Origin of the sequence: Calothrix sp. PCC 6303 (assembly GCF_000317435.1) — a bacterium.
Taxonomy (GTDB): domain Bacteria; phylum Cyanobacteriota; class Cyanobacteriia; order Cyanobacteriales; family Nostocaceae; genus PCC-6303.
Window position 1 is genome coordinate 5,348,603 of sequence record NC_019751.1, and the last position, 25,357, is coordinate 5,373,959.

11 protein-coding genes are annotated in these 25,357 nt (G+C 37.3%); 8 read left to right on the forward strand and 3 right to left on the reverse strand.

Going from position 1 to position 25,357, the window contains the following annotated elements:
• The first annotated feature begins 215 nt into the window (after positions 1-215).
• A complete protein-coding gene (locus CAL6303_RS21675; RefSeq protein WP_015199973.1) occupies positions 216-1,307 on the forward strand; it encodes a hypothetical protein in 1,092 nt (363 codons plus the stop codon).
• A 286-nt stretch (positions 1,308-1,593) separates the two neighbouring features.
• Here CAL6303_RS21675 and CAL6303_RS21680 read toward each other — a convergent pair whose 3' ends face one another.
• Positions 1,594-3,201 carry an adenylate/guanylate cyclase domain-containing protein gene (locus tag CAL6303_RS21680; RefSeq protein WP_015199974.1) on the reverse strand — a complete coding sequence of 536 codons (1,608 nt, stop codon included), beginning with the start codon at positions 3,199-3,201 and terminating at the stop codon, positions 1,594-1,596.
• Positions 3,202-4,257: 1,056 nt separating this feature from the next.
• Between CAL6303_RS21680 and CAL6303_RS21685 the strand changes: the two genes are divergently transcribed.
• Both CAL6303_RS21685 and cax read left to right on the forward strand, forming a co-directional pair.
• The gene (locus CAL6303_RS21685; protein ID WP_015199975.1) at positions 4,258-5,754 is read left to right on the forward strand and encodes a VanZ family protein; all 1,497 of its coding nucleotides are present in this window, start codon (positions 4,258-4,260) and stop codon (positions 5,752-5,754) included.
• Positions 5,755-6,071: 317 nt separating this feature from the next.
• On the forward strand, positions 6,072-7,157 hold the full coding sequence (cax, locus tag CAL6303_RS21690; protein ID WP_015199976.1) for a calcium/proton exchanger: 1,086 nt from the start codon (positions 6,072-6,074) through the stop codon (positions 7,155-7,157).
• Between the two features lie 348 nt (positions 7,158-7,505).
• Here cax and CAL6303_RS21695 read toward each other — a convergent pair whose 3' ends face one another.
• Positions 7,506-10,889 (reverse strand): alpha/beta fold hydrolase, encoded by a 3,384-nt coding sequence (locus tag CAL6303_RS21695; RefSeq protein WP_015199977.1) that lies wholly within the window; start codon positions 10,887-10,889, stop codon positions 7,506-7,508.
• A gap of 1,100 nt (positions 10,890-11,989) precedes the next feature.
• Between CAL6303_RS21695 and CAL6303_RS28655 the strand changes: the two genes are divergently transcribed.
• The 3 genes from CAL6303_RS28655 (at position 11,990) to CAL6303_RS21710 (ending at position 16,262) form a co-directional block, all read left to right on the forward strand.
• Positions 11,990-13,822: a response regulator gene (locus tag CAL6303_RS28655; RefSeq protein ID WP_015199978.1), complete on the forward strand. Its 1,833-nt coding sequence runs from the start codon at positions 11,990-11,992 to the stop codon at positions 13,820-13,822.
• Between the two features lie 8 nt (positions 13,823-13,830).
• A complete protein-coding gene (gene pelF / locus CAL6303_RS21705; RefSeq protein WP_051036720.1) occupies positions 13,831-15,342 on the forward strand; it encodes a GT4 family glycosyltransferase PelF in 1,512 nt (503 codons plus the stop codon).
• A 68-nt stretch (positions 15,343-15,410) separates the two neighbouring features.
• Positions 15,411-16,262 carry a spherulation-specific family 4 protein gene (locus CAL6303_RS21710; RefSeq protein WP_203225934.1) on the forward strand — a complete coding sequence of 284 codons (852 nt, stop codon included), beginning with the start codon at positions 15,411-15,413 and terminating at the stop codon, positions 16,260-16,262.
• 156 nt (positions 16,263-16,418) lie between these two features.
• Here the strand turns inward: CAL6303_RS21710 and CAL6303_RS21715 are convergent, their stop codons facing one another.
• Entirely contained in the window at positions 16,419-18,260 is a 1,842-nt protein-coding gene (locus CAL6303_RS21715; protein ID WP_144051072.1) for a hypothetical protein, read from the reverse strand.
• Positions 18,261-18,923: 663 nt separating this feature from the next.
• On the opposite strand from CAL6303_RS21715, the gene galE reads away from it, so the two are divergent.
• Positions 18,924-20,150, forward strand: a complete 1,227-nt coding sequence (gene galE / locus CAL6303_RS21720) for a UDP-glucose 4-epimerase GalE (RefSeq protein WP_015199982.1) — start codon at positions 18,924-18,926, stop codon at positions 20,148-20,150.
• Positions 20,151-20,212: 62 nt separating this feature from the next.
• Positions 20,213-25,282: a polysaccharide deacetylase gene (locus CAL6303_RS28660; protein WP_015199983.1), complete on the forward strand. Its 5,070-nt coding sequence runs from the start codon at positions 20,213-20,215 to the stop codon at positions 25,280-25,282.
• Positions 25,283-25,357: the final 75 nt, after the last annotated feature.

Genomic DNA, 25,357 nt, shown 5'->3' on the forward strand with positions numbered 1-25,357 from the left:
AAATAATTGCTAACATTCTGCTGTGAAAACTAGAAATTGTATTTGTTTGAACATTAAGATTTAGTTTTTTTTGCTATTATTTTGCAATAAGGTATGATATTTATTGGAGAGATAAAATAATTGTCCACTAGACTAAAATGTGACCTACCTCACAGATAAATACTGATAAATCATTAATTCACAACCGTAAAACACCATAAATTAGAGTATTATTTATGTTCAAATTTGGGATTGAACACGAGGTAGCCTTTCTAGACTACACAGGAAAATTTATGGATTTTTCCTGTGTGAAATTCGCCGATTTTGGTCAGATAATTGAGGCATTACCGGAATATCCAGACGATCATCGGTATTTACATATCGGAGATGCGGGAATTAGGAAAAAAAGATGGTATATAGAGGGATTTGAGCGATTTGGAGAGTCGGGAGAGACAACCGAATGTGTACCCAAGGGGATAGAAATTAGGACGATAATTCACTCTAGTATTGAAGATGCGATCGCAGAATTAAACCAGAGCTATAATTTGTTATCTCAAACGGCTCAAAGTTTCGGATTCTCACCAGTTGTGGTCAGTTTTAACCCCTACCAAACAGCATACGAGCCACAACCACCACTGAATATATATGAACAGCGGGAGCTACAGGCAACTCCAGAAGAACAGACAGTTAACATCTACATGGTGACTTACGGACCAGATTTAAATATTTCGGTTGCAGATTTACCAACAGCAGCAGTTATCGACATTGGCAAAAAACTGACCTACTACAGCCCCTACATCATACCTTTCAGCTACAGTTCTCCTTTCTATAATGGTATTTTGTGGGATGGTTTATCAGTGCGGACATTTATTCGTAACGGTAAACGTCCGGCAACGAGAGTATTTGTCAAGAACCAAGACGAATTAATTACTAGCGTACCTTCCTTAACAAAAATTGCTCGTATTCCCGCAGAAGTCGGCAGAATTGAATTTAAAGCATTTGATACCTGTAGAGATTTTTCCCTATATGCAGCTTTACTAACTTTGTTAAAAGGGATGATTTTAGATCAAACTTTACTAGGACGAGCTACAACCCCCGACGCATTACTATTTCAGCTTTCCGGCAAAGAAGGTTTTGATAACGAAACAATTTATGCGATCGCAACCCAAATTTTAACAGCATCTGAACTCGCACTCGGTAATGACCCCGACATAAATTTACTCAAACCCTTAAAAAAATTATTGGAAAAACGGGAAACACCAGCACATCAGATGATTCGTGAATTCCAGTATTCAGGTTCCATCGAAACAACATTAAAAAATAAGTAATGAGTAATAAGTCTGTTTTGTAACGGAGAGAAGTTGACGCTGAGATATTCTTCCCGCCAAACTAAGCCATAGAAAAGCAGTCTGCGTCTAGGCTGTTGACTCTGTGCCTTTTTACAGTGTATGGTTTAATGCACTTTTGATGTCGTCATAATCCCCCGAAAACAAGATTTTTCGTTTTGATAGTGTAGATTGACCAAAAACTTCAGTCTGAATTATTAGAATTATTGCGGGGTGGATATCCTTGTCTGCCCTAATAGATAATTTAGGTGCTTTTTAGGTTAAACCGTTATTGCATCTTCGTTTGATAAACCTTAACTAACCTATCAATACCCTTAAAACGGTACTCACCCATCTCATAAAATGCTGCCGTAGAATTAAGTAATTCATATGTAGCCTCACTCACAACACATTCATCAGGTGGACAAACACTTTCTAGACGCGATGCTAAATTTATTGTCGCACCCAAAGCTGTATATTCCACCCTCTGCGAACTACCAACATCACCAACAACCGCTTTCCCACTATTAATTGCAATCCGTAGTTGAATCGGTTCTTGCCAAAAACCATTTGCATTCAACTTTCCTAAACGTCTCAGCATAGCTTGAGCAGTAGCAACAGCACGTTCGGCATGATCTAGTTGGGCTTCAGGAGCACCAAAAAACGCCATAATACAATCACCAATATACTTATCTAAAGTGCCGCCATAAGCAAATACCTCTTGCAGCATTTCTTCAAATAAATTATTCAACATTTCCGCAATTTGAGTTGGTGTTAAACGCTCAGAAATTGCCGTGAACCCAACAATATCAGCAAACAAAATACTAATTTCACTCTCTTTCGGTGGTAAGCGTCCATCCGGTAAAGCACCCAAAGTAATTAACTGTTGTACAACTGCGGGTGAGTGATAACGCTCCAAACGCTGACGGATTATCTCCTCAGATTTCAGCTTTTCTATTAATAACCAACGCTGCACACTAGAAGCAACAAGATTAGCTAAAGTTGAGAAAAAACTTAGCTCCTGTTCACCTTCTTCTGTCCAATGATATGAAGAAAGATGAGCATCAGCATATAAAACACCCACAACTTTATTCTCATCCCATAAAGGTACAGCCATTGCGCTACGAATACCCTTAATTAAAATGCTATCCTCACCAGCAAATCTTTCATCAGCAAGAGCATCTGCTGTTTGAATTGCAACTTGTTCATCAAATACTTTTTGACAAATACTATGACTAATCCAGTCTGAATCACCAGTCAAATATTTTTGTTGATAAGCACTACGAGCAGCCGCATTGACTAACTCCAGTTTGGAACTATTACTTACATCAATTAATAAAGCTAAACGATCAATACTATTTAAATATCGAAAAACAACTTCTTTCACCTGCGAAAAAATTTCTTCAATTGATGTTGCCGCTGAGAGATTTTTGGCAATATCAACCAAATCTTTGAGACGAGCAATAGTTTTATCCTTATTGAGATGATCCCCCTCTTTCTCTTTTGCTTGTATCCACAGTTGTTGTAGTTCTTTTACATTCCTTAAGATCGTTCGCTGTTCTGAACTATCAGCTTGGGAAAAATTAAAATTTTCAGGAGAACCCGCACATAAAACTACCAAGCTAACATTACCCAACCAAATAATATCCCCGTGATATACCTGCTGTGGACTTGTTACAATTTGATCATTTAGTTGCGTCCCATTTTTACTGCCCAAATCCTCAATTTCCCAAACCTCCGGAGATACTTTAATTAAACGAGCATGTTGACGGGAAACACCTCCAAATGGCAAATAAAGGTCGCATTCTGGTAAACGACCCATAATGAACTCATCTTGGTGTACCTTTACCGTTTTTTCAGTATTTCCCTCTTTGAAGCGCAGTTTAATTTCACTCATAACTGTGATAAATCCATCATAGACTTAGGGAATGCCAACGCCAAAATATCTGGTTTCCCTAATGATTAAGGATACTAGTATCGTGCTGGGCAAGGAGTACACCAATATTAACTATTACCTCTTTCTTATGACATTGGTAACTTGATGCAGACAATTATATCAACAAATACGAATAATGTAACTTCTTATACCTGTGTCTCGTCCTACAGTCTTGATTATTTGCAAAATCTTGCCGGAAAACTGAGTTTGTAGCTACGTCCTAGAAGGACGGCTTTTTCTTGTTTTTGAGATTTCTAATGACCATCCGATTTTGGAAGAAATACCCTAGAACTCTTGATACTAGGGTGATGGGCTATTTGCCAAAACTGGACGCTCCCTCCCGACCTACCTATGGTCAGTTATATCACGTCCGTTTAAATACTTCCTGTTGATTATGAAAAGATGAAGATTTGTTCAGCTATAAAGAATCTTAAACAACTCAATATAACTTTTGTCTGTTCTTTACGGCAGCTTTATAGCCTATTAACTAGATAGAAGACAGAATTATATACGGATAATTAATTAAAGTTAAAACCATTGCCTAAATATTTACTTAAGGATGAACTTATATTTTGCTCTGACTGATAGCTATAAAATTCATATTTGATTTATGAAACATGTGTAGGGTGTGTAACACAGCGTCTTCCAGGTTTTGGTGCATTAGGCTAAAGCCATAACCCACCCTACATAGTACTTCAATTTTTAAGTGCAAAGTACAGGCTACGCCAACAATAATCAAATCGGATTCATGTACTACAGCACGACGTAAATAACCAAAAGTTATTTAATCCTGAAAAACCTAGTAAAAATAGGCTTTGCCCCACTGGTTTGTAAGTGAGTGGGGAATAATAAAAAAGACAAGTACATATATGCTAGTGATTTTTTTCATTGGGACTGCCCACTGTCTTGATCTACTCGTTAATCAACAGTAAATATACGTAGATTTAGTATATGTATTTAGACTAGATTATGTGACTAAGTAATTTTGCACTTTTACTCTCTAAGTTAATTTACTATATGCGAAATCCTCAAAATTCATCTCCATCCTTATTTCATCGATTCTCCTTAGATTTTTTTCTTGTGATCTTTAGTACATTTATAATTTTATTTGCCACACTTTATCCATTTAACTTTTATCTTGGAGATAACCTTTCATTCCCAAATCTGATCAATGGTTTTAATAATCAGAGTTTTCTCGTTGATCAAGTTAATAACGTCTTGTTATTTGCTCCCCTAGGGTTCGGGATAGCTAGTATTTTAAAACGTAGAAAAACTCCAATCTCAGCCAAGTTGATGACGATTATTGTTATTAGTGCTTGCTTATCTGCGTCAGTAGAAGTATTGCAATTATTTCTACCTTCGAGAACGCCAACTCCTGCGGATATTATGAATAATACAATTGGTGGAATTGTAGGATTATTCTGCTTTTATCTTTGGGACTCTAATAGCTTTATTTCAGTTTTGATGCGAATAGAGAACAGTCAAATTAGTCGCTCTTTTAAACGGCTTAACATTCTTTTATTTACCTACATAATTTTAGCATATCTCATCACGATTCCTTGGCAATATGCAAGTAAATTAAAAACATGGAATCCAAATTTTCCATTATTAATAGGTAATGAACGTACAGGTGATAGACCTTGGTCAGGTTATATTTCCAATTTAGCAATTACAAATACGGCAATTTCTTCGACTGAAATTGCTAGATTACTTGCTGAACCTAATAAATTAGATAATATTGGTAATTCTTTAATTACTTCATACAGTCTTAATCAGAAACAAAATTATCAAGATCGTACTGGTACACTACCAGATCTAATATGGCGAGGAAATCCATTAGAAAACCAAGAAGTAGAAAAATTAGGAACAATTTTAACTCCGAATCAATGGTTAGAGAGTGCTGCGCCTGCAACTGAACTTACTCAAAAGATAAGTGCAACTTCAGAATTTACACTCATCACAACAATTGCAACTACCAATGCAAACCAGAGAGGTCCAGCCCGAATTATTTCCCTATCAGAGGATACAACCCATAGTAATTTTGTCTTAGGTCAAGAGGCAACTGACTTAATATTAAGGTTACGCACCCCACTGACAGGGGAAAATGGAGCAGATATCAAATTATATGTTCCAGGTATTTTTATCGACACTGAACCACATAATATTGTTGTTACTTATTCACAAGCAAATGTTCAAATCTATGTTGATAATATGCGAAACTATTTAGCATTTAATCTTTTAGATTTAATTCCTAGGGAACAACGATTATTGTTATATGCAGTAACTTTTATTCCACTAGGATTTTGTTTGGCATTTCTCATAATTTTATTCAAGCACAAATATGCAATTAATCATTTTTTAATCCCGCTTGGTATATTATTACCTTCTTTAATATTAGAGACAATTATTATTCATCAAAGTGGTAAGAATATCAGCATTGTAAATATTTCTTTAGGAATATTTTTTACAGTTTCAAGTACATTTATTTTAAAGTTGAGGACTAATCTTTTATAGTTTATTTCATGTTTTTTCAAAATACTCTCTGATAAGTTGACAAAATCAACAGCCTAGTCCCTGCCCTTAATGTACTCATAGGGTAGAGATCCCTTATATTAATATAGGACTCATATTTGATTTCTGAAATACACACCCTACACATACTTAAACTTTTAACAAGATTTGGTTTCAAAGCCTTGTTAATATTAGCTTGTGAGTTTTAGGACGTGTCTAGTGCAAAGCACAGGCTACGCCAACAATAATCAAATCGGATTCCTATATATAGTATTTTCCTTCTCTCCCTCCTTATGTTTCCTGGCTGAAATGGCTAACTTATGAGTTTAAGAAAAATTGTTTCTTTTGTCTTTCTGCTATTTATTCCCCTATCTGTGGTTGCTAATATGCAACAGTGGGGAGCAATGGCAGTTTTTATTACCTCGGCATTGTCTATCATCCCTCTTTCAATCTGGTTAAGTACGGCTGTGGAGAGGGTTGCGGTGGTTACAGGTCCAACCTTAGGAGGATTAGTTAACGCTGTCTTTGGCAATACTACCACCATCATCATCGCTCTTTCTGCCTTAAAACAAGGGCTAGTAGATATTGTTCAAGCCAGTATAACTGGAAGTATTCTCAGTGATTTACTGCTGTTTATGGGAATAGGAATGCTTACGGGAGGAATTCGCTATAAAGAGCAAGAATTCAGACCAATTCTAGCCAGAGTTAATGGTTCTTCTATGACATTGGCGGTGATAGCGATCGCTCTCCCGACTCTGGTGATTTATACTTCCAATGTGGTGAAAGCTTCGGCTATTCTTAATCTTTCTTTAGTTGTTGCCACAATTCTCCTGATTGTTTACGGCTTAACTTTGTTATTTTCCCTGAAAACCCACAGCTATCTTTACGAGGTGGGTTTGGTTAATGAAAATCCGATAAATCAGGAAGCTAGTAATGAGGAAAAGTCACGGGTATGGATTTGGTTACTAGTGTTATTGGCTTCCACCGTCGCGGTGGCTTATGAGTCGGATTTATTTGTGAATGTCGTTGAGTTGGTAATGGCAGGATCTAACCTCACTCCTCTATTTGTTGGAGTTATTCTCATCCCTTTAATTAGTGATGTATCGGGTGTTGTCACTGTCACCCAACTTTCTCTGAAGAATCAGATGGATTTAACAGTTTCTGTAGCTTTGGGAGATAGTTTACTGGTGGCATTATTTGTTGCTCCCCTGCTAGTTTTTATCGGACAATTTATTCATCAACCGATGGATCTCAATTTTAATCCCTTTGAGGTGGTGGCATTAATTGTTGCTACCATTGTTACAAATTTAATTAGTTTCACGGGTCGATCAAACTGGCTGGATGGGACATTACTCTTAGCTACATATCTAATTTTGGTTGTGGCATTTTATTATCATCCTGCTTGATAGTAACACGAAGTCTGTACAAGGTTTTTAAAGATTGCTTAGATCTCTTTGCTCAATTTAGCAATAAGTGGTTGAGATAGTTGATGATAGCTTAGAGACAAAAAATAGGATTTTCTAATTTTGAGCTTACACATAATTTATTATGCTATTTAATTCGCATAAGCTATATATTGTAGATATTATGATTTGTAAAAATTAAATTTTGTATTCTATCTTTTAGGGAATTTAATTTTTGGGCAGGTCTATTTGTGTTGACTTAGCTACCAAAATAGTAGAGACGTAGCACTGCTACGTCTCTACGTGATCTTATTTTTCACAAGTCATCCAGAACTACACATATCCACTTACTTATGTTTTTTCCAAATGTTCCAATATCAACGGATAAACATCATAAGAAGCATTTTTACCTAAAATACAATCTAGGTGTCCATAATTGGGTATTACATGACGTGTATATAGATGTTTACCGTTTTTTTGTGCTAATAATCTATGGCTGATTTCGGTGCTTTTTGGGAGTAAACAGTTATTTTTTTCTCCGTGGATAAAAGTTATGGGAATTGCTAACCGTTCTAAATGAGGAATGTAGTCTTCTTGCCCCAAAATGTTAACTAAATGACCTTTGCGAATCATTAAAGCGATGTGTTCTAAACTTCGCATAGTTACGATGCCAAACATTTCATGCATGGCGTTGTATGTTGCCTGATTTAACTGGTCTAATTCATATAACTGCCCATATATAAAGGAAATTCGCCGACTTACGGGACTGTTATCCCCATCACCAGCATCCACCGGATACAACTTTAAAGCTTTGTCATAAAGTTGATTTAGCCAATTAGCATTACTATCAACATATGCTGTTAAAGATGATATCCCTAACATTTCTAAAGTTGAGGCAAGATAAAATCCTGATTTTAACGCAGTCATCAAAGGCACTTTTAGATGGGTAGCCATTTGCGAACAAACTGCACTACGAACCCCTTTTAATCCTGCTAACATTGCCATGAAGAATGTGGTAGCACCAAAGCAGTGAACTATGACTTGAATAGTCTCGCTGCTTGTAATTTGTCTGATTTTATCGACTGCTACTGGGTAATCTTTTAATGCGATATCATCACCTGTGTAGGTGGTTTGAGATGCAGCTAATTCGATGCTGGAACGGTAATCTAGTAGCCAAACGTCATATTCATTGGCATAGAGATACTCAACTAAATTAGTATCAATTGTATCGATGCTGAACATGCTGCTAGATACCCCTAAACCGTGAACCAACATTACTGGACCTTTTTTCCCACCTTGATATCTGGTTAATCTCAGTTGTACGGATGATTCTCCAGGAGTTTGAAAAAAATATACTTCTGGTGTGCTAACTCGTAATGTGCGTTTTTGCCGAGGTAATGCACCTGGCTTGAAAACACTGGGACGAGCAAAGATTTCACCATAGGTATTAAATAGTACTCCAAGAAACAATTTACCAAACTTGGCGGTATATTCTATACGCTGTTGTCGGTTCTGGGTATTGGTGATGCGGACTGTGGACATTTGCCGCATTAAGTCTTGAGGTTGAATTTTAAGTACACCTTTACCGAGAATGGCAGCATCAGTAGTATCACCATCGTGGACTGTGATATATAAAGTTGTGGTGTCATCCCAGAGATCAAAACCAGGATGATCGTGAATGATTTTGAAACCATCAAGATAATAGATTTTGCCATCTTCATCCCACATGGGGAAACGATAATGCATCTTTTTAGTATTTATCCCATCTACATCCACCACAAACAGATTAAATTCCCCATTGGTTACGGTTAGGGGTGTGGGTGAGATAGCTGGTGCTGTGACAGTTCCAATAATTTTGGCTGGATGAGTTACATCAGCTAGCATTTTTTCTAAATCAGATGCAATGATACTAAGGGTAAATTCAAACTTTGTTTCAATGTTTGTGTTTTCTAGAGAGAAATTACCACGCATGGTTTCTGTAAACTCAATTCCCACAGTTTCCCCTTCAGGATTATCTATTGCCATGGGCATTTCAGGTAAATTGTAGTTAATTTCCCATCCATAATCTTGAGCAATTAACCGACAACAGCGTTCAGCGATCGCACTAATGGTCAATAATGGATTTACCCCTAATGAACGGGGAATAACTGCACCATCGCAGACATATAACCCAGTGTGAACTTCTTCACCTTGAACATCTGCAAATACCTGTCCTTTGTGGTTAACTACTCCAGATGTGGCATTTTCTCCCATGATGCAACCACCGAGGGGATGTACTGTGACTAAATCTTTTTGCTTAAATACCTGACTCCAAACTGGATTGGGAATTTGAGTCCCACCCAGGGGTTTTGTGGCATCAGTTAAGCGACTATTGACCCGTTCAAAAATGGGTTGTTCCCCTACAGCTTGCCATTCAACCCGCAAGCGATCGCTTTCTAGGTACATCCTACCACCTGCGTTGTCGTGGGTCATCACCAGGTAGGTTTGAGTATTATTGACAGCACCTGTACGCGCACCATACACTTTACTTTCAAATTCTCGGAATTTTTCCTTGGCAAAATCCTTAATCCCACTATCTGTGTCTTTCCCCAGAATTTCCCCAGCACTTGCAAATACTTTGGGAAGCAGTCGAGAAATCGCACCGGGAATGGAACCCTCTTCAATTACCATCCCATTTTCCAGACGTGGTTGTTCCCGTATGTCAATAATACCTGTAATGCAGGGTCCAACAGCTTCCATTTTTTCTGCTGGCAAATTCCCGTAACCAACAGCATTAATTTTCTGATCTGTGTTGTACCCAAATGCCAACACATCCCCATTGCCGCTAAAATTACCACCCAGTTGACTCGAAACAGGCAACCCATGCGCTGCCGAACGTAGTAAGATTTCAGTAGAACCTAAAGTTCCCGCAGCTAAAATCACAATATCTGCACTGATAAACATTGTGGGTGCTTGGAACTTTTCTCTTCCGGAACCAAGTAATTGGTAGTGAATCAACCATTTATCACCTTGTCTTTCTACCCATTGAACTGAAATCTGAGTATAAATTTCTGCACCGTGATTCTTTGCATCTGGTAGATAATTCATCAACGTTGTATTTTTGGCTTTATTATTACAACCTGTGACACAATCGCCGCAAAGATTACATTTTTTCTGTTCCACCCCTACATGATTCACTCCATCTTGGAAAGTCACATTAATGGGGGGACGATAGAACTTTTCGTTCAGGAATTCTGCCGACTTTTCCAAAGCTGCTAACTTGGGAAGTGGAGGAAAACCAAACTCTGGGTAAGGTGTGGGTTTTAACATTTCCTCAGCCCGTTCATATCCTTCAGCCAACAGTGTATTAATATCGTCTCTTAGCTTTTGCGGGAAACGGGTATCTTCTAAAACTCGACGTTCTGCACGTAAGGATACATTGGCATTGATTAAAGAAGTTCCTCCCAAACCACAACCAACAAAGACATTAATATCTTTGTTAACATGAAAATCATACAAACCAGTTTTTGAACCGATATGTTTATTGGGTAAATCAATCTGTAGTTGCTCAATGGCTTTTAATTCTGTATTTGGGTATTCACCTGGTTGAAACTCCTTCCCCCGTTCTAAAATACACACATTTTGTCCGGCTCTAGCAAGTCTTGAGGCGGCGATTCCTCCACCATATCCGGAGCCGATAACAACTATTTTATAGTGATTTTTTAAGTTTTCAATTGAGTTTGATAAACGAGTCATAATCAATAATTAGATAAATATATAGGAATAAGGCAGAGGGAAAATTTTCGGATAAAGTCTGAGTAGTGAAGCAAAATTCCCCCCTTAACAAGGGAGGTTTATAACAGATTTTATTTGATCAACTTCTCTCAGTCAGGCAATAATTATCGCTTGTTGAATAACAGTGAAAATTTTAAATTTAGAGGTGCAATAGATTGCATCTTCCAATGAGTTAAAAATTAGATAAAATCATTTTCATGTGTCAAATCAGTAATGCGATAATTAGTAATAGTGTTCATATATAGGAATCCGATTTGATTATTGTTGGCGTAGCCTGTGCTTTGCACTTAAAAATTTAAGTATATGTAAGGTGTGTTATCGCTTTAGCCTAACGCACTAAAATCCGGAAGATGGTGCGTTACACTTGGTAATAAAACACCCTACACATGTTTCATAAATCAAATATGAGTCCTATGCTTAATTGTGGATTCAACGTGGAGTGTGGAGTTTCCGTAAATTCGCTGAGATAAACCTCGTCCATGATGAAACCCCAAGTTTTTTTAGTGATTGTAGGGTAGAACCATAAGCTTCTTAGCCAGAACTTAGGCAATCACTATGTATTTGGAAATCGGTAACGGTTAACGGGACTTGTGTGTACACCGCAGCTTAGTGAAGATGGAGTCCCCGACTCTTTTCATTACTTAAAATAAAATGAGTATAAAAAAGCATTATTTCGCTTCAATTTATTTGAGTATATAAAAAAATAATAACTAAAACAATATAGGAATCTTTAAGTATATGTAGGGTGTGTTTCATAAATCAAATATGAGTCCTATAGAATCTTTATTAAAACATATTAGCTTCTTAACACATTCTGATATTTGCAGTTTTAGACTGTATTTGTGCGTCGAGTTAATAACTAAATTTTTCTTCGATAAATTAAAAATGATTTTAAATTATCAAAATACTTCATTTTTTCTAATTCGTTGACAATTGAAATCAATCCTTCAAAACGTAAAAACCTAGTTCACATATTTCCTGCTGTTGCTATCAACAAATTTTGAGCAAAGCAATAAAAATTATTTACAAACATTCATTGAGCAAACTAAGAAAATAAAAATATGGTTCGTATTGTCTTAGTAGAAGACCAAAAAAGCATCAGAGAATATGTTAAAAAAATGCTGCATACGGAGCCTAGCTTTGATGTGGTAGGCATGGCAGAGAATGGAATTGATGGGGTTGAGCTAATTGGTAGATTAAGACCAGATGTTGCAGTAATTGATATAGGAATGCCTGACATTGATGGAATTACACTGATTAAGATTATTAGCCAGAGATTTCCATTAACTAAAGTTTTAGTTTTAAGCTCCCATAGTAACAACGAGTATATTTATAAAGCCCTAAATGCTGGGGCAATGGGTTATTTGCATAAAGAAATATCCCCGGAAGAGATGAAAGAAGCCGTGAGGTTAGTTAGTAAAGGCTATAATCACCTGGGTGGAAGATTGATGAAAAAAGTCATCAATCAAACTTCGACATTAAACTTTGTAGATAGTACGTCTGATGTCTTAGAATATGCTCCTCCAACTTATAAAGGAGAAAGTCAAGCACTTTTACAAAAAACTCGTTCAGATTTAGAATCCTTAGAAGTTGCAGAAAAAGCATATTTAAGCACTACCAAGGAAGAAGAAATTGCTATTTTTCTGGAAGAAAAGTCTCGTAAACAAATTGGTTGGCGTGAAATCATCATCTTATTTGCATTTGCGGTATCTGCAACTTTAGGGCTTTATTTAGTGCGTCAGCGTTTGCGATCGCCTTTACCATCCCTTAGCCAATCTGAGCAAATTAGCAACCTGACAAAAACTGAGTTTACGGGCAAAATTAAGCCAGCTAAAATTTTTAAAATCGCAGCACCCACACCTTCTGTGGTGGAAGCAATTTATGTGAAAATTGGTGATCATGTGGAATCTGGTCAAACCATCATATCGCTGAAAAATTTAGAAGCACAAAAAACAGTTGAACAGCTAACTCAGCAACATCAGTTAGTAATTCAACAGCAACAAACTGTTATGCAGCAGCAAGAAACTGCCCAACAACAAGTCTTAGAATTAAAAAACAAGATTTTTGACCTGAATCAAAGAGAAACACCCTTAGCAACCCAAATGGCTGGGGCAGAGTTAGAACTGGAATTAGCTCAAAGCCAAGCTGATAAAGTCCCCCTACCTCAACGGCAAAATTCCATTGAACGAGCGCAGGTAATTTATCAAAGAGCGCAGTCAAAAGCCAACCGTTTGGCTCAATTACAGCGACAAGGTGCCATTAGTCAAGAACTACTAGAACAAGCACAGGCTGATGCTAGAGTTGCTAAAGCAGACTTAGAGGTTGCTCAAGTAGCAGCAAAAACCTCAACAGATTTAGAACTTGCCAAAAAAGAAAAATCCCGGATTCAGCGTCGCATATCTCTCAACGATGTCCAACAAAAACGGCAAGTACTAGAAGAACAGTTAAAAAAAGCTAATTTAGACTATCAGCAAGCAAGCGATCGCTTAAAGCTAATTCAGCAACAATCAGAAAAACTGTTAAAACAGAAGTCCCCATCTTTAAAATCTTTTGTCACAGCAACCAATAAAGGAGTCATTGTTGAGCTTCCTGTAACTCCTGGGGATCAAATATTTACGGGTAATACCCTGATTGGATTAGCAGAGATGGAAAAAATGAAAGTGGAAGTCTCTGTTAATGCTCGTTTGGTTAATGCTTTACACCCAGGACAGAAAGCTGTTGTTCGCATAGGTGCGGGTGCAGAATTAAAGGAATTTCAGGCTAAGGTAGTATCAATTAATCCTTTGCCTGGTGAGAATATGAATCACAATGTGGAATTAGAATTTTCAAACCCTAGCCATGCCTTGCTTGTAGGTCAAGCTGCTGCTGTGCAATTCTCCTTGGAGGATAAGTAGTGGAAAGGATGTCCGTATTATTGGCAACTGAAGGTACTTACCCTTTTCATAAGGGAGGTGTTAGTACCTGGTGTCATGTGTTAACAACTCAGTTACCAGAAGTCGATTTTAAGCTGTTTGCGATCGCAGCTAACCCCTATTTAGAACTGCGCTATGACTTACCTAGCAACGTCAAGCAAGTTGTGAAGGTACCTCTATGGGGAACCGATGATCCGGTTGAATATTCTTGGCGTTTTCCTTTTTCCCAAGCATTTAAGAGCAAACTAGAGACCACACAAAGGGTTATTAATGCTAAATTTATCCCTCTGTTTGAGCGCTTTTTAGACGCTGTAGTTTTTGATAATGCCGGCATGGGAGAATTGGGCTATTTATTGGTTGCCATCCATGAATATTTTTTGCGGTACGACTATCACAAAACCATGACAGATCGGGCTGTGTGGTCAACATTTAGGCGTTTAACTTCACAAAATTGGCATCCTTCTGTAGAACCTGATGCAGTCACCTTAACGGAAACGACTGAAGCAATGCGTTTGCTGTACCGTTTCCTGATCTCCATTCATCTTCCGGTACCCCACACAGATATCACCCATTCCTCATCTGCTGGTTTTTGTGGTTTACCCTGTGTAATTGCCAAATTACAGCGAGGAACTCCCTATTTTCTCACTGAACATGGAATCAATGTGCGAGAGCAATATTTAAACCTCAATCGTAGTATTCCTTCCTTGTTTGTGCGGCAATTTTTGTTTCGCTTAGTGACTGCCGTAGTTAAACTAAATTATCATTTTGCCGATCAAGTATCACCAGTATGTGAATATAACGCCCGTTGGGAACGTTGGTGGGGTGTACCTTCAGAAAAAATCAAAGTAATTTACAATGGAGCAGATCCAGAACTGTTTCATCCCACTCCCCCCATTGTCAAAGAACGTCCTCAAGTGATGAACATGGGGTTAATATTTCCCCTCAAAGGTCAAATTGACCTAATTGCGGCTGCCGCCATTGTACGCGATCGCATTCCCAATGTAGAGTTTAGATTCTATGGTCGTCCTTCGGATGAAAACTATTTTGCCCAATGTCAAGAACTTGTTCGCACCCATAAATTAGAAGAAACAATTAACTTTGCTGGATTTACAAGTGAACCTTGGCGCTCCTATAGTGAAGCTGACGTGGTGGCAATGGCGAGTATTTCTGAAGGATTTCCCTATGCTTTAATAGAAGCCATGCTTTCTGCTGCTACTATCGTTTCTACCGATGTTGGTGGGGTTAGCGAAGCCCTAGCTGATACAGGATTATTAGTGCAAGCAAATCGTCCCCAAGCTTTAGCCGAAGCAATTCTTCAGCTTTTAGAATTACCAGAAGATGAAAGGCGATCTTTTGGTAAGCGAGCCTATGATCGTGCTTTGAATTTATTTACTCAAAACCAATTTTTAGAAGAACATCTCAAAAGTTATCGCGGATTAATTGAGAAAGCAACTACAAGCGATATACCAAATATCCCATCTCCAGCTATGGCTATACGTTAAAGACTTTTATTTTAATAATGTTGTCAAAGAAAAATAAATTTATTTACGCAATCACAACAATAATATTGTTGTCAACATCAGTATTGTGTGTTTATGCTCAACAGGAAAATTCAGAATTAGAGACACCACAAACAGAAATGTTAAACCAAGAAATAGCGAAACCAGCAATATCATCTGTTCAACAAGTCAAAATTCTGATACCTCTCTATTCCTACCCAAATTGGTATAAACCAGAAAGTTACATTTGGTCAAAAATTGCCGAATCTGCTCGTCAAGTTCCCATAACTGCCATTATTAATCCTAATAATGGACCAGGCAATGCACCCCCGAATAGAGATTATGAACGAGGAATTCAGGATTTGAAAAGTGGAGGTGTGACAATTTTGGGTTATGTTCATACCAATTATGGCAAACGTAATATTGATGAAGTTAAAGCTGATATTGATGTATATGCCAACCATTTTCAACTGGATGGTATTTTTCTAGATGAAGCCGCAAGTGGGATAGATCAAGTCGATTATTATCAGGAAATTTATAGATATATCAAAACTAAATTGCAACTCAATCAAGTGATACTCAATCAAGGAACTTATCCGGATGAAGGATATTTAACCAAATCCGCAGGAGATAACTTGGTAATTTTTGAAAACTATTCTCCTACTTGGGATGAATATCAACCTCTACCCTACACAAATAACCATAATTCGGAGCATTTTTCGACTTTAATCCACACAGTTCCCGATGCTGCAACAATGAAAAATCATATTGATAAAGCTGTAGATCGAAATATTCAATATATTTATATTACAGACGATAGTCCTGACAATCCCGATCACGATCCTTGGAATAGTTTGCCATCTTTCTGGCAGGAACAAGTGGATTATATTCAATCTTTAAATCAGGGGAATAATTCCAATTGATATTTTTAACCCAATAAGCAAAAATTGCTATTAGCTTTTAGCTTTTAGAATCAATATGCTACCGTTATTTTTCTGGATAAAAATATATCTCGGACTTCTTGTAGACGCGTTAGCGGCTTCCCGGAGGGTACAAGTCGGGGATCTGAGAATCTCGATTTAAGTACCAACCTGATGTTTGAGTTTTTTATCTAATTGAAAGTGATAGAATCTTAAATTATCATCTTCATAATAAATTGAAACATCTTGATTGTGATGGCGGCGATAGTTTTCGCAAAGGTTTAAAGCTTGAAATTGTAAACTAGCCCGTCCTGTAGATGAGCGATAATAATGATAGGTATGGTCAGATAATACAGAATAAGGAAGACCACTAATATCAGTTTTTGAACTTACAAATGGGCGCTTTTCTACTAAGATAAATAAATGTTCCACTGCATAAGGAAATTTAAAATTATCCTTTTCAACTTTATCAGCATACTTTTCCACAAATAACCCTAAATCTTCATACCATCCAGCCCCATAACTTGCTGCTAATTGTTCAATTGGAGCAACAACCATCCAGCTTTTGAGAGGGAACTGCATTCGCAATTCTAAAGTTTTCCGGGCAGACATATCATATTCTAAATGGCTAATCTTAGGAGATATGGGTAATAGAAAATTAATGGCGATCGCAAAGAATAAAACTATGCATACTATTGAAGAAGATTTGCGTAGTAGAGGATAAAGACAATAACTAGCAAAGATTATTAATAATCCTGCAAGTAAACTCAGTCCCACAGGTAAAGTTAACAGAAAACTGCGATCCAAAATTAGGGGATTTTCGGGTATGGCGAATAATGAGGCTAAAATCATCCAAGCGATCGCGCACACGCTCAAAGCTAGTTTACCATCCACCCACAGCAAAATTCCCCCAGCTACGGCAATCATAAGTAAATTTGGTGACGCGATCGCTACTATTGTCCAACAACAAAACGCATCAACCCAAGCAACTCGCCGATGTTTCCCTCTGGATGCATCCCAAGTTCGTGCTAAACCCAGCATTAGAAACATTGCCCCAATTTCTAAATTACCTCCTGCCCATTGTTGAATCAAGGAGGAATTTAAACTATCTGTAATTGTAAATAGCCATTGCCACCACCAATCTGAGAACAATTTCCGCGTGTTATCAGGAATATTGGCAGTTTGCAGATTTGAGGTGTACAAATAAGCCCCTAAACTAAACATACCAGCCAAAGCACCTGCATCATGACGGCTCAGTTTGTGTATCCCATAACCAACGCTGAGTACCAACAATAAACCGATAATTGGTGCTAAAAAGCGCACAACATGCATCGCGTCGATTGCACCCAAAAGTGATATTACTGTTGCTAGGGTGGAAAATATGGGCAGAGAACGAATTTGTTTAGCCCAATCTCCATTTAAAAGCTGCCGGGTGACTAAAACATTTCCATAGCCGTCTGCTGTTCCCAGACGCACCTCTAATAAAGGATGTTCAAATCGCAGTAACACAGCAAAAGTCAGGATGATTGCTACTGCCAAAACTCCTAATACTGTTTTTGGATTGGTATTGTAAATTGTTTGTTTACTAATAAATAGTTGTTTTTTGACTATTTCATAGATTCTGCTCACAGTTTTGGGAATATCAATTGAAAATCCTTGTTCTAAAGCATCTAAAACACCACCAAATATATATTGATAGATTTTAGAAACATAGTTTTCCGCATTTTCTCGCTCTCTGTACCACCACAACAGCAAAAAACACCCAAAATAAAATAATACAAGGGTGAGCCAACTAAATAAGTGTAAAGCACTTAAAACCCACACTGCGATCGCACTCAGCAACAACATGCGTGCAAAACCACCTACCATCTGACTTTCCCAAGCTATTTCCTGGGGAAAATTAAATATCTTTCTGGGTACCCATAAGAAACAAAAACCAAAAACCATGATTACCCAGATGGCAGTAAATATATCCAGAATCAAGCTTTGAGAGGCTAACACAATTTTTCGCTGTAATAATCAACACTTGGATGTATAAGGCATCTGCTGTCAAAAATTATGTATGAACCAAAATAATTGCTACAGAATTTTCAGCACTAACCGTACTATTAAAAAATAACCAGAGAGTTTCTATATGTCTACTATTGATGATTTTACTGATACTTTTAACTAAAATATTACTTAATTGCGCTCTATTTACGTAGTCACAGAAAAGATATTCTTAATTTTTTACGTATAAATCAAGTATTAATAGTCACTAAAATTAGGATTTAGCATCAAAACTAAGTATTTTTATTGATGATTCACACTATCTAAATCCAAGGATTATATTTATTTTCTTGAGTGGACATAATTAACTAGTTTTATTTCAAAGTATCTTTACTGAAGTTGAGAAAAACAATTGCATAATTAGGTAGATGGAGAAAATAGATAAACCTACTCCATGCTCAAAACCGGAGTTTTTTGGCAGTTCAAATACGTCATTTTGTAGACGCAATTATTCGGCTTTTTTAAGACTAGATTCTCCTGTAATCAACCCTAATTAATATAGATGTAAAGAAGAACAATAGGTAATTTTGCCAACTTTCTAGATGCTGAAAACTTTTTAGTTTTGAGTAATTTTCTATCGATAAAAAATAATTTAGTTAATGGGATTGTCAAAAAATGTCTAAAAAAATATTAGTTGTCGGTGGTGCTGGTTATATTGGTTCTCACACAGTGCGTCAGCTAGGAGAAGCAGGTTATGAGGTAGTGGTTTATGATAATCTTTCCACTGGTTCTGTAGCAGCAGTCCTGAATGGTAAAATTGTCGTTGGTAATTTAGAAAATAAAGCTTTATTATCTCAAACTTTTGCTCAACATAAATTTGATGCTGTTTTACATTTTGCAGCCAGTATTTCTGTTCCCGAATCAATAGCTAATCCACTGCAATATTACGCTAATAATACTGCTAATACATTGCGTTTATTAGAATGTTGCCAAGAGTTCGGAATTAAAAAGTTTATTTTCTCTAGCACTGCGGCAGTTTACGGTCAGCCGAAGGAAAATCCAGTCACCGAGTTATCACCAACTCAACCAATGAATCCCTATGGTCGTTCTAAATTAATGAGCGAACAAATAATTCAAGATTTAGCTCAAGCTGCTGGATTAAAGTATGTAATTCTGCGTTATTTTAATGTTGCTGGTGCAGAAATAACAGCAAAAATTGGTCAATCAGCGAAAAAAGCAGAGCATTTAATTAAAGTTGCTTGTGATGCAGCTTTAGGTCGTCGTCCATCTGCAACTATCTTTGGTACTGATTTTGAAACTCCCGATGGTAGTGGAATTAGAGATTATATTCATGTGGAAGATTTAGCTGCTGCCCATGTAGATGCTTTGCGTTATTTAGATGCAAATAATGATAGTGAAATTTTCAATTGTGGCTATGGTCAAGGTTACAGTGTTCGGGAAGTTTTGGAGAAGGTAAAGGAGATTTCTGGGGTAGATTTTCCTGTAATTGAAACAGCTAGAAGACCAGGAGATCCAGCTTGTGTAATTGCTTGTGCTGATAAGATTCGCTCTTTGTTAGGTTGGCAACCTAAATATAACAATTTGAATCAGATTGTTGAAACTGCTTTGAATTGGGATAAAAAATTAATCAATCTTGCTCAATTGGAAACACAACTTGCTGAAAATAACTTCCAGTTGGGACAAATTCTTGTCGCTAATCAAATTATTTCCCAATCTGATTTAGAGATTGCTTTAATAGAACAATTTTCTTCTCCTCAAAAGATCGGACATATTTTGTTAGATAAACAGATAATTAGTCAATCAGATTTAGAAAAATTCTTACTTGAACAAAGCTGGAGAAAGCAAGGTGTTTGGTTACGGGTTCCTGCTGCTATTGCTTAAGATTTTTCGATTTTTGAAATTTGATTTTTGAAATTTGATTTTTAAACTTTCACACTTAAATTATGGACACATCAGATTTTTTGCTCAATAACGAATTAGGAAGCGAGTACTGGGTAGCTTTAGGAATTGCCATCAGTAAACTTGGAATTCTCCTTGAAGATGCAGATCTCGACCAGAAAATAACTTTGACTTTTGGTAGTAATACCAATATCAACCTTGCTAAATCTGTAATGACTGATTTAGTTAATTCTCAGAATCTACCTCAAATTAAAATTGTCACAGCAGCGACAATTAACGGTGCTAAGGGTGCTTTTGATCGTTTTGACAATACAGTTTATTTATCCAGTGAGTTTTTAACTCAAAATACAAATAATCAAGAAGCAATTGCTAGGGTAATTTTAGAAGAATTTGGTCACTATATAGATGCCAAAATCAACATTCAAGATGCAGCAGGTGATGAAGGAGCAATTTTTTCAACATTAGCTGAAGGTAAAACCCTATCTGAAGCTGAAATTTCCAGTTTAAAATCAGAAAATGACAGCACGACAATTGTTGTCAATGGTGAAGCCAGAACTGTAGAATTATCTGGTACTTACGGAAATATCACAATTGATGGTAATGCTAGTGATTGGACTGCTGCTGATAGATTAGAGACTCCTGGAACTACACTACCTGGATATGAAATCTACGCTAAATATGCAGGTGATAATTACATTTTTGCGATAAAATCCGATAGCAATCCAATTGGTGCTGGTACAACTTTCTGGTTGAATACCGATAGAAATGCAGATACAGGTTACTCAATCTTTGGTATTCCTGGATTAGGTGGTTCAGAATATAACGTTGATTTTTCTGCAACTGGACAACCATCTCTTTACACTGGGGGTGCTGGAGAAACTTTAGTTAATGGTGCTTTAGATTTTGCTTACGGTGCGAATAATCAATTTGTAGAGTTTGCAGTTCCTATATCTCAACTAAATGGGACACCAGAAGCTATAGACGTATTAACTGATATTAACAATATCAGCTTTTTACCTGGTGATTATGCAACCCAAAAATATACAGTCACCACCACAGGAAACAATCCCCCACCACCACCAGCAGTATTTGGGAACATCACCCTCGACGGAAACTTAAGCGATTGGACAGTAAGCGATCGCTTAGACTATAAACTGGGGTCAGGACAACCAGGGTTTGAGATTTATGGCAAGTATTCAGGTGATGCTTATATCTTTGCTTTTAAGTCTACTAGTACCCAAATTGGTGCAGGTACGACTGTTTGGCTAAATACTGACAGAAACCCCAATACAGGTTCTCCTGTATTCGGAATTCCTGGTATTGGTGGTTCAGAATATAATATTAACTTTTCTGCGGATGGTAAGCCATATCTCTACACAGGTGCAGCAGCACAGAATATTGTCAGTAATAACCCTCTGGATTTTGGTTATGGCAGTAACAATCAAATAGTAGAATTTGCTGTCAAAATATCTGACTTAAATGGCGCACCGCAAGCGATTGACGTATTAACCGATATTAACAACCTTAACTTTTTACCTGGTGACTATGTAAATCAAAAATATACAGTTTTTGCCACACCACCGGTACTACCAGCAAGAACAGATTTTAGTAAGAATGTAGGTATTGTTTTTTCGGAGACGACAGCGAAGCAGTTCTTTGATGAAAAAGCTTATACTCAGCTATTTTTATCAATGCAATACCAAGCTATGCAAGCTGGTATTCCCTTTGATATTCTCACAGAAAATGACCTCACTGATATTAATAAGATTGCCAATTACGATGCTTTAATCTTCCCTTCTTTCCGCAACGTTCAAGCTAGTAAACTAGAGGCAATTGAACAAACCCTATCTGATGCGGTTTACAAATATAATATTGGCATTATTACTGCTGGGGACTTTTTAACCAACGACGAAAATAACAATCCCTTAGCTGGTGATGCTTATATTCGGATGAAACAGTTTCTAAATGTTGCCAGAAACAGTGGTGGAGGTCCTGTAAATGGTAGCCTCATTGCTGAAGATATAAATCATTCAGTAATGGAAGAGTATGTTGCCGGAGAGGAAATTCGTAGCTATAACAATATCTTTTTTAATAGCTATGATGATGGCTTTACTAATGATGATAATCAACCAACAGTTCTTGCCGATTTTAAAGTTGGCGATCAAAAATATAACGCAGTTCTAGCAACACAAACAGGTGGTAGAAATGTGCATTTTGCCACCGAAGCATTCATGGGGGATAATAATTTAGTCTGGAAAGCTTTACAATGGGCTGTTTTAGATGATCAACCCAGTGTTCGCTTAAATATGAGCCGGGATGCCAGTATTTTTATCTCCCGCAATGACATGGATATATCTAAGGAATTCCCTGAGGTAAATCCTGTAAATGATCAGGGTCAAGAATTACCTGGCGTTTACGATAAGATGATCCCAATTATTGAAAAGTGGAAGCAAGATTATAATTTTGTTGGTTCCTATTACATCAATATTGGTAATGATCCAGCAGATGGACAATACACCGATTGGAGTGTTTCTAAACCATATTATGACAAAATATTAGCTTTAGAAAGTGAAATTGGTACCCACTCATATACCCATCCCTACAATACTAGTTTATTAACTCCTGCACAATTAGATTTTGAGTTCAATCAATCTAAAATTATTATTGAACAACAATTAGGGATTCAGGTTAAAGGCGCTGCTATTCCTGGAAATCCAGAGTCAGTATATGTTTCTACTGAACTAAATAAATATCTAGATTATGTTACAGGAGGGTATTCAGGTGTAGGTGCTGGTTATCCAAATGCCTTTGGTTTTATGTTTCCAGGTAATGACTTTGTGTACATGGCTCCCAACATGTCCTTTGATTTTTCATTACTTGAATTCCAGAAGTTGACCCCAGAACAAGCAGAAGCAAAATGGGCAAGTGAGTATCAACAACTTACCAATAAATCTGCACAAGCAATTCTACATTTCCCTTGGCATGATTATGCACCTACTGTTTGGGATCCTGACCCAACAGATAACATTCCGGCACCACCTTATACTGAACAAATGTTCACTAATGTGATTGCTAATGCATATAACAACAATACAGAATTTGTCACAGTTGCAGAACTTAGTCAACGGATTAAGAGTTTTGAAAAATCTAAGTTATTTATCGAAAATAGTGGCAATACTATCACTGCAAAAGTCCAATCTTTAGATACTGGAGCCTTTGGTTTAAATGTTGAAAAAGGACAAACAATCCAAAGTGTAACTAATTGGTATGCCTATGATAAAGACACAGTTTTCTTACCAGCCACTGGAGGCGAATTCAAAATTAATTTGGGTACAGTCCAAGATGATGTCACCCGAATTATTGACTTACCAATGCGAGCAGAATTAACTTCTGTAGTCGGTGACGGTATCAACCTAGATTTCTCCTTCATTGGTGCGGGAAAAGTTACCCTTGATGTGCAAAATCCCCTTGGTTTGAAACTATTTACTCAAGGTGCAGACAGTACCATCTTTGATGGCAACATCTTGCAAATGAACTTTAATAGTTTTACTCAACATACAGCTAAAGTAAAATTCCTTGAAGATGTAGCGCCAATTGTTGCTAATCCCATTGCAAATATTAGCGTCAATGAAGATGCACCTATCACCACAATCGACTTAACCAATGTCTTTACCGATGTAGATGATCCTCAAAGTGGAATATTTAAAACTATTCTGAGTAACAGCAATAGTAATTTAGTCACCACCAGCATCGTTAATAATATTCTCACCCTCAACTATTTACCTAACCAATTTGGAACTTCCCAAGTTACTGTTCGTGCCACATCAGGCGGTAAAACAGTAGATAATACCTTTAGCGTCAACGTTAACTCCATAGATGATGCACCTTTGGTTGCCAATGCGATCGCTAATGTCAATATCAACGAAGATGAAGCTAATACCGTCATTGATTTAGCCAATGTCTTCACCGATATTGATAATGACCCCACAGCAATCATCAAAACACTTCAATCCAACAGCAATGGTAATTTAATTAATGCCAGCATCGTTGATGGTAAACTAACCCTGACTCCCCAAGCTAACCAATTTGGAACCAGTCAAATCACCATTCGTGGTACATCCAATGGTTTGAGTGTAGACAACACCTTCAGCGTCAACGTCAACCCCATAGATGATGCACCCATAGTTGCCAATGCCATCGCTGATATCTCCGTTAATCAAGATGCAGCCGACACCGTAATCGATTTAGCCAATGTCTTCACCGACATTGATAATAGTGCAACAGCAATTATCAAGGCAATTAAGAGCAATTCTAATACGGAAGTAGTAAATGCCAGCATTGTTGGTAACAAATTAACCGTTGATTATCAACCCAACCAGTTTGGTACTGCTCAAATTACTGTTAGTGCTACATCCAATGGTATTACTGTTGATGATACCTTCAATATTAACGTCAAAGCAGTTGGTAATATCATCAATGGTACAAATTTTGCAAACACCATCAACGGAACTAGTAGTAGAGATATCATCTCTGGATTAGCAGGTAATGACATAATTTATGCTCAGGGTGGTAACGATACCATATTTGGTGGTGATGGTATAGACAGCATCCAGAGTGGTGATGGTAACGATATTGTCTATGGAGATGCTGGAAATGACAACTTACAGGGCAACAATGGTAACGATAGATTAATTGGTGGCAAAGGTAACGACACCCTCCTAGGTGGTGCAGGTATTGACACCCTAATTGGTGTTAATCCTAACGATACCCTAGCAGGTATTGGTGAAATCGATACTTTAACTGGTGGTACTCAAGCTGACTTGTTTGTTTTAGGCGATCGCACTCAAGCCTACTACAACGATGGTAACAACACCACATCTGGAACAGGGGATTATGCTCAAATTACCGACTTTTCCAGATTTGAAGGAGATAAAATTCAACTTCACGGTAGTGCTGCTAATTACAAATTAGGTTCTACCTCTTTCCTTAGTTACCTGTTGGGTACTGGTACCAATATCTACCTCACAACTGGTGGTCAGGATGAACTAATTGCAGTTGTTAAAGGAGATACCCTCAACCTCAGTCTCAATAGTACTGCTTTCACTTTCGTTTAAATCTTCTCACAGGGGTTGTGTCAACAAGAGGAAAAGTGGCAAGGGGGAAAAGCTCCATTTCCCCTGCCTCTTCTG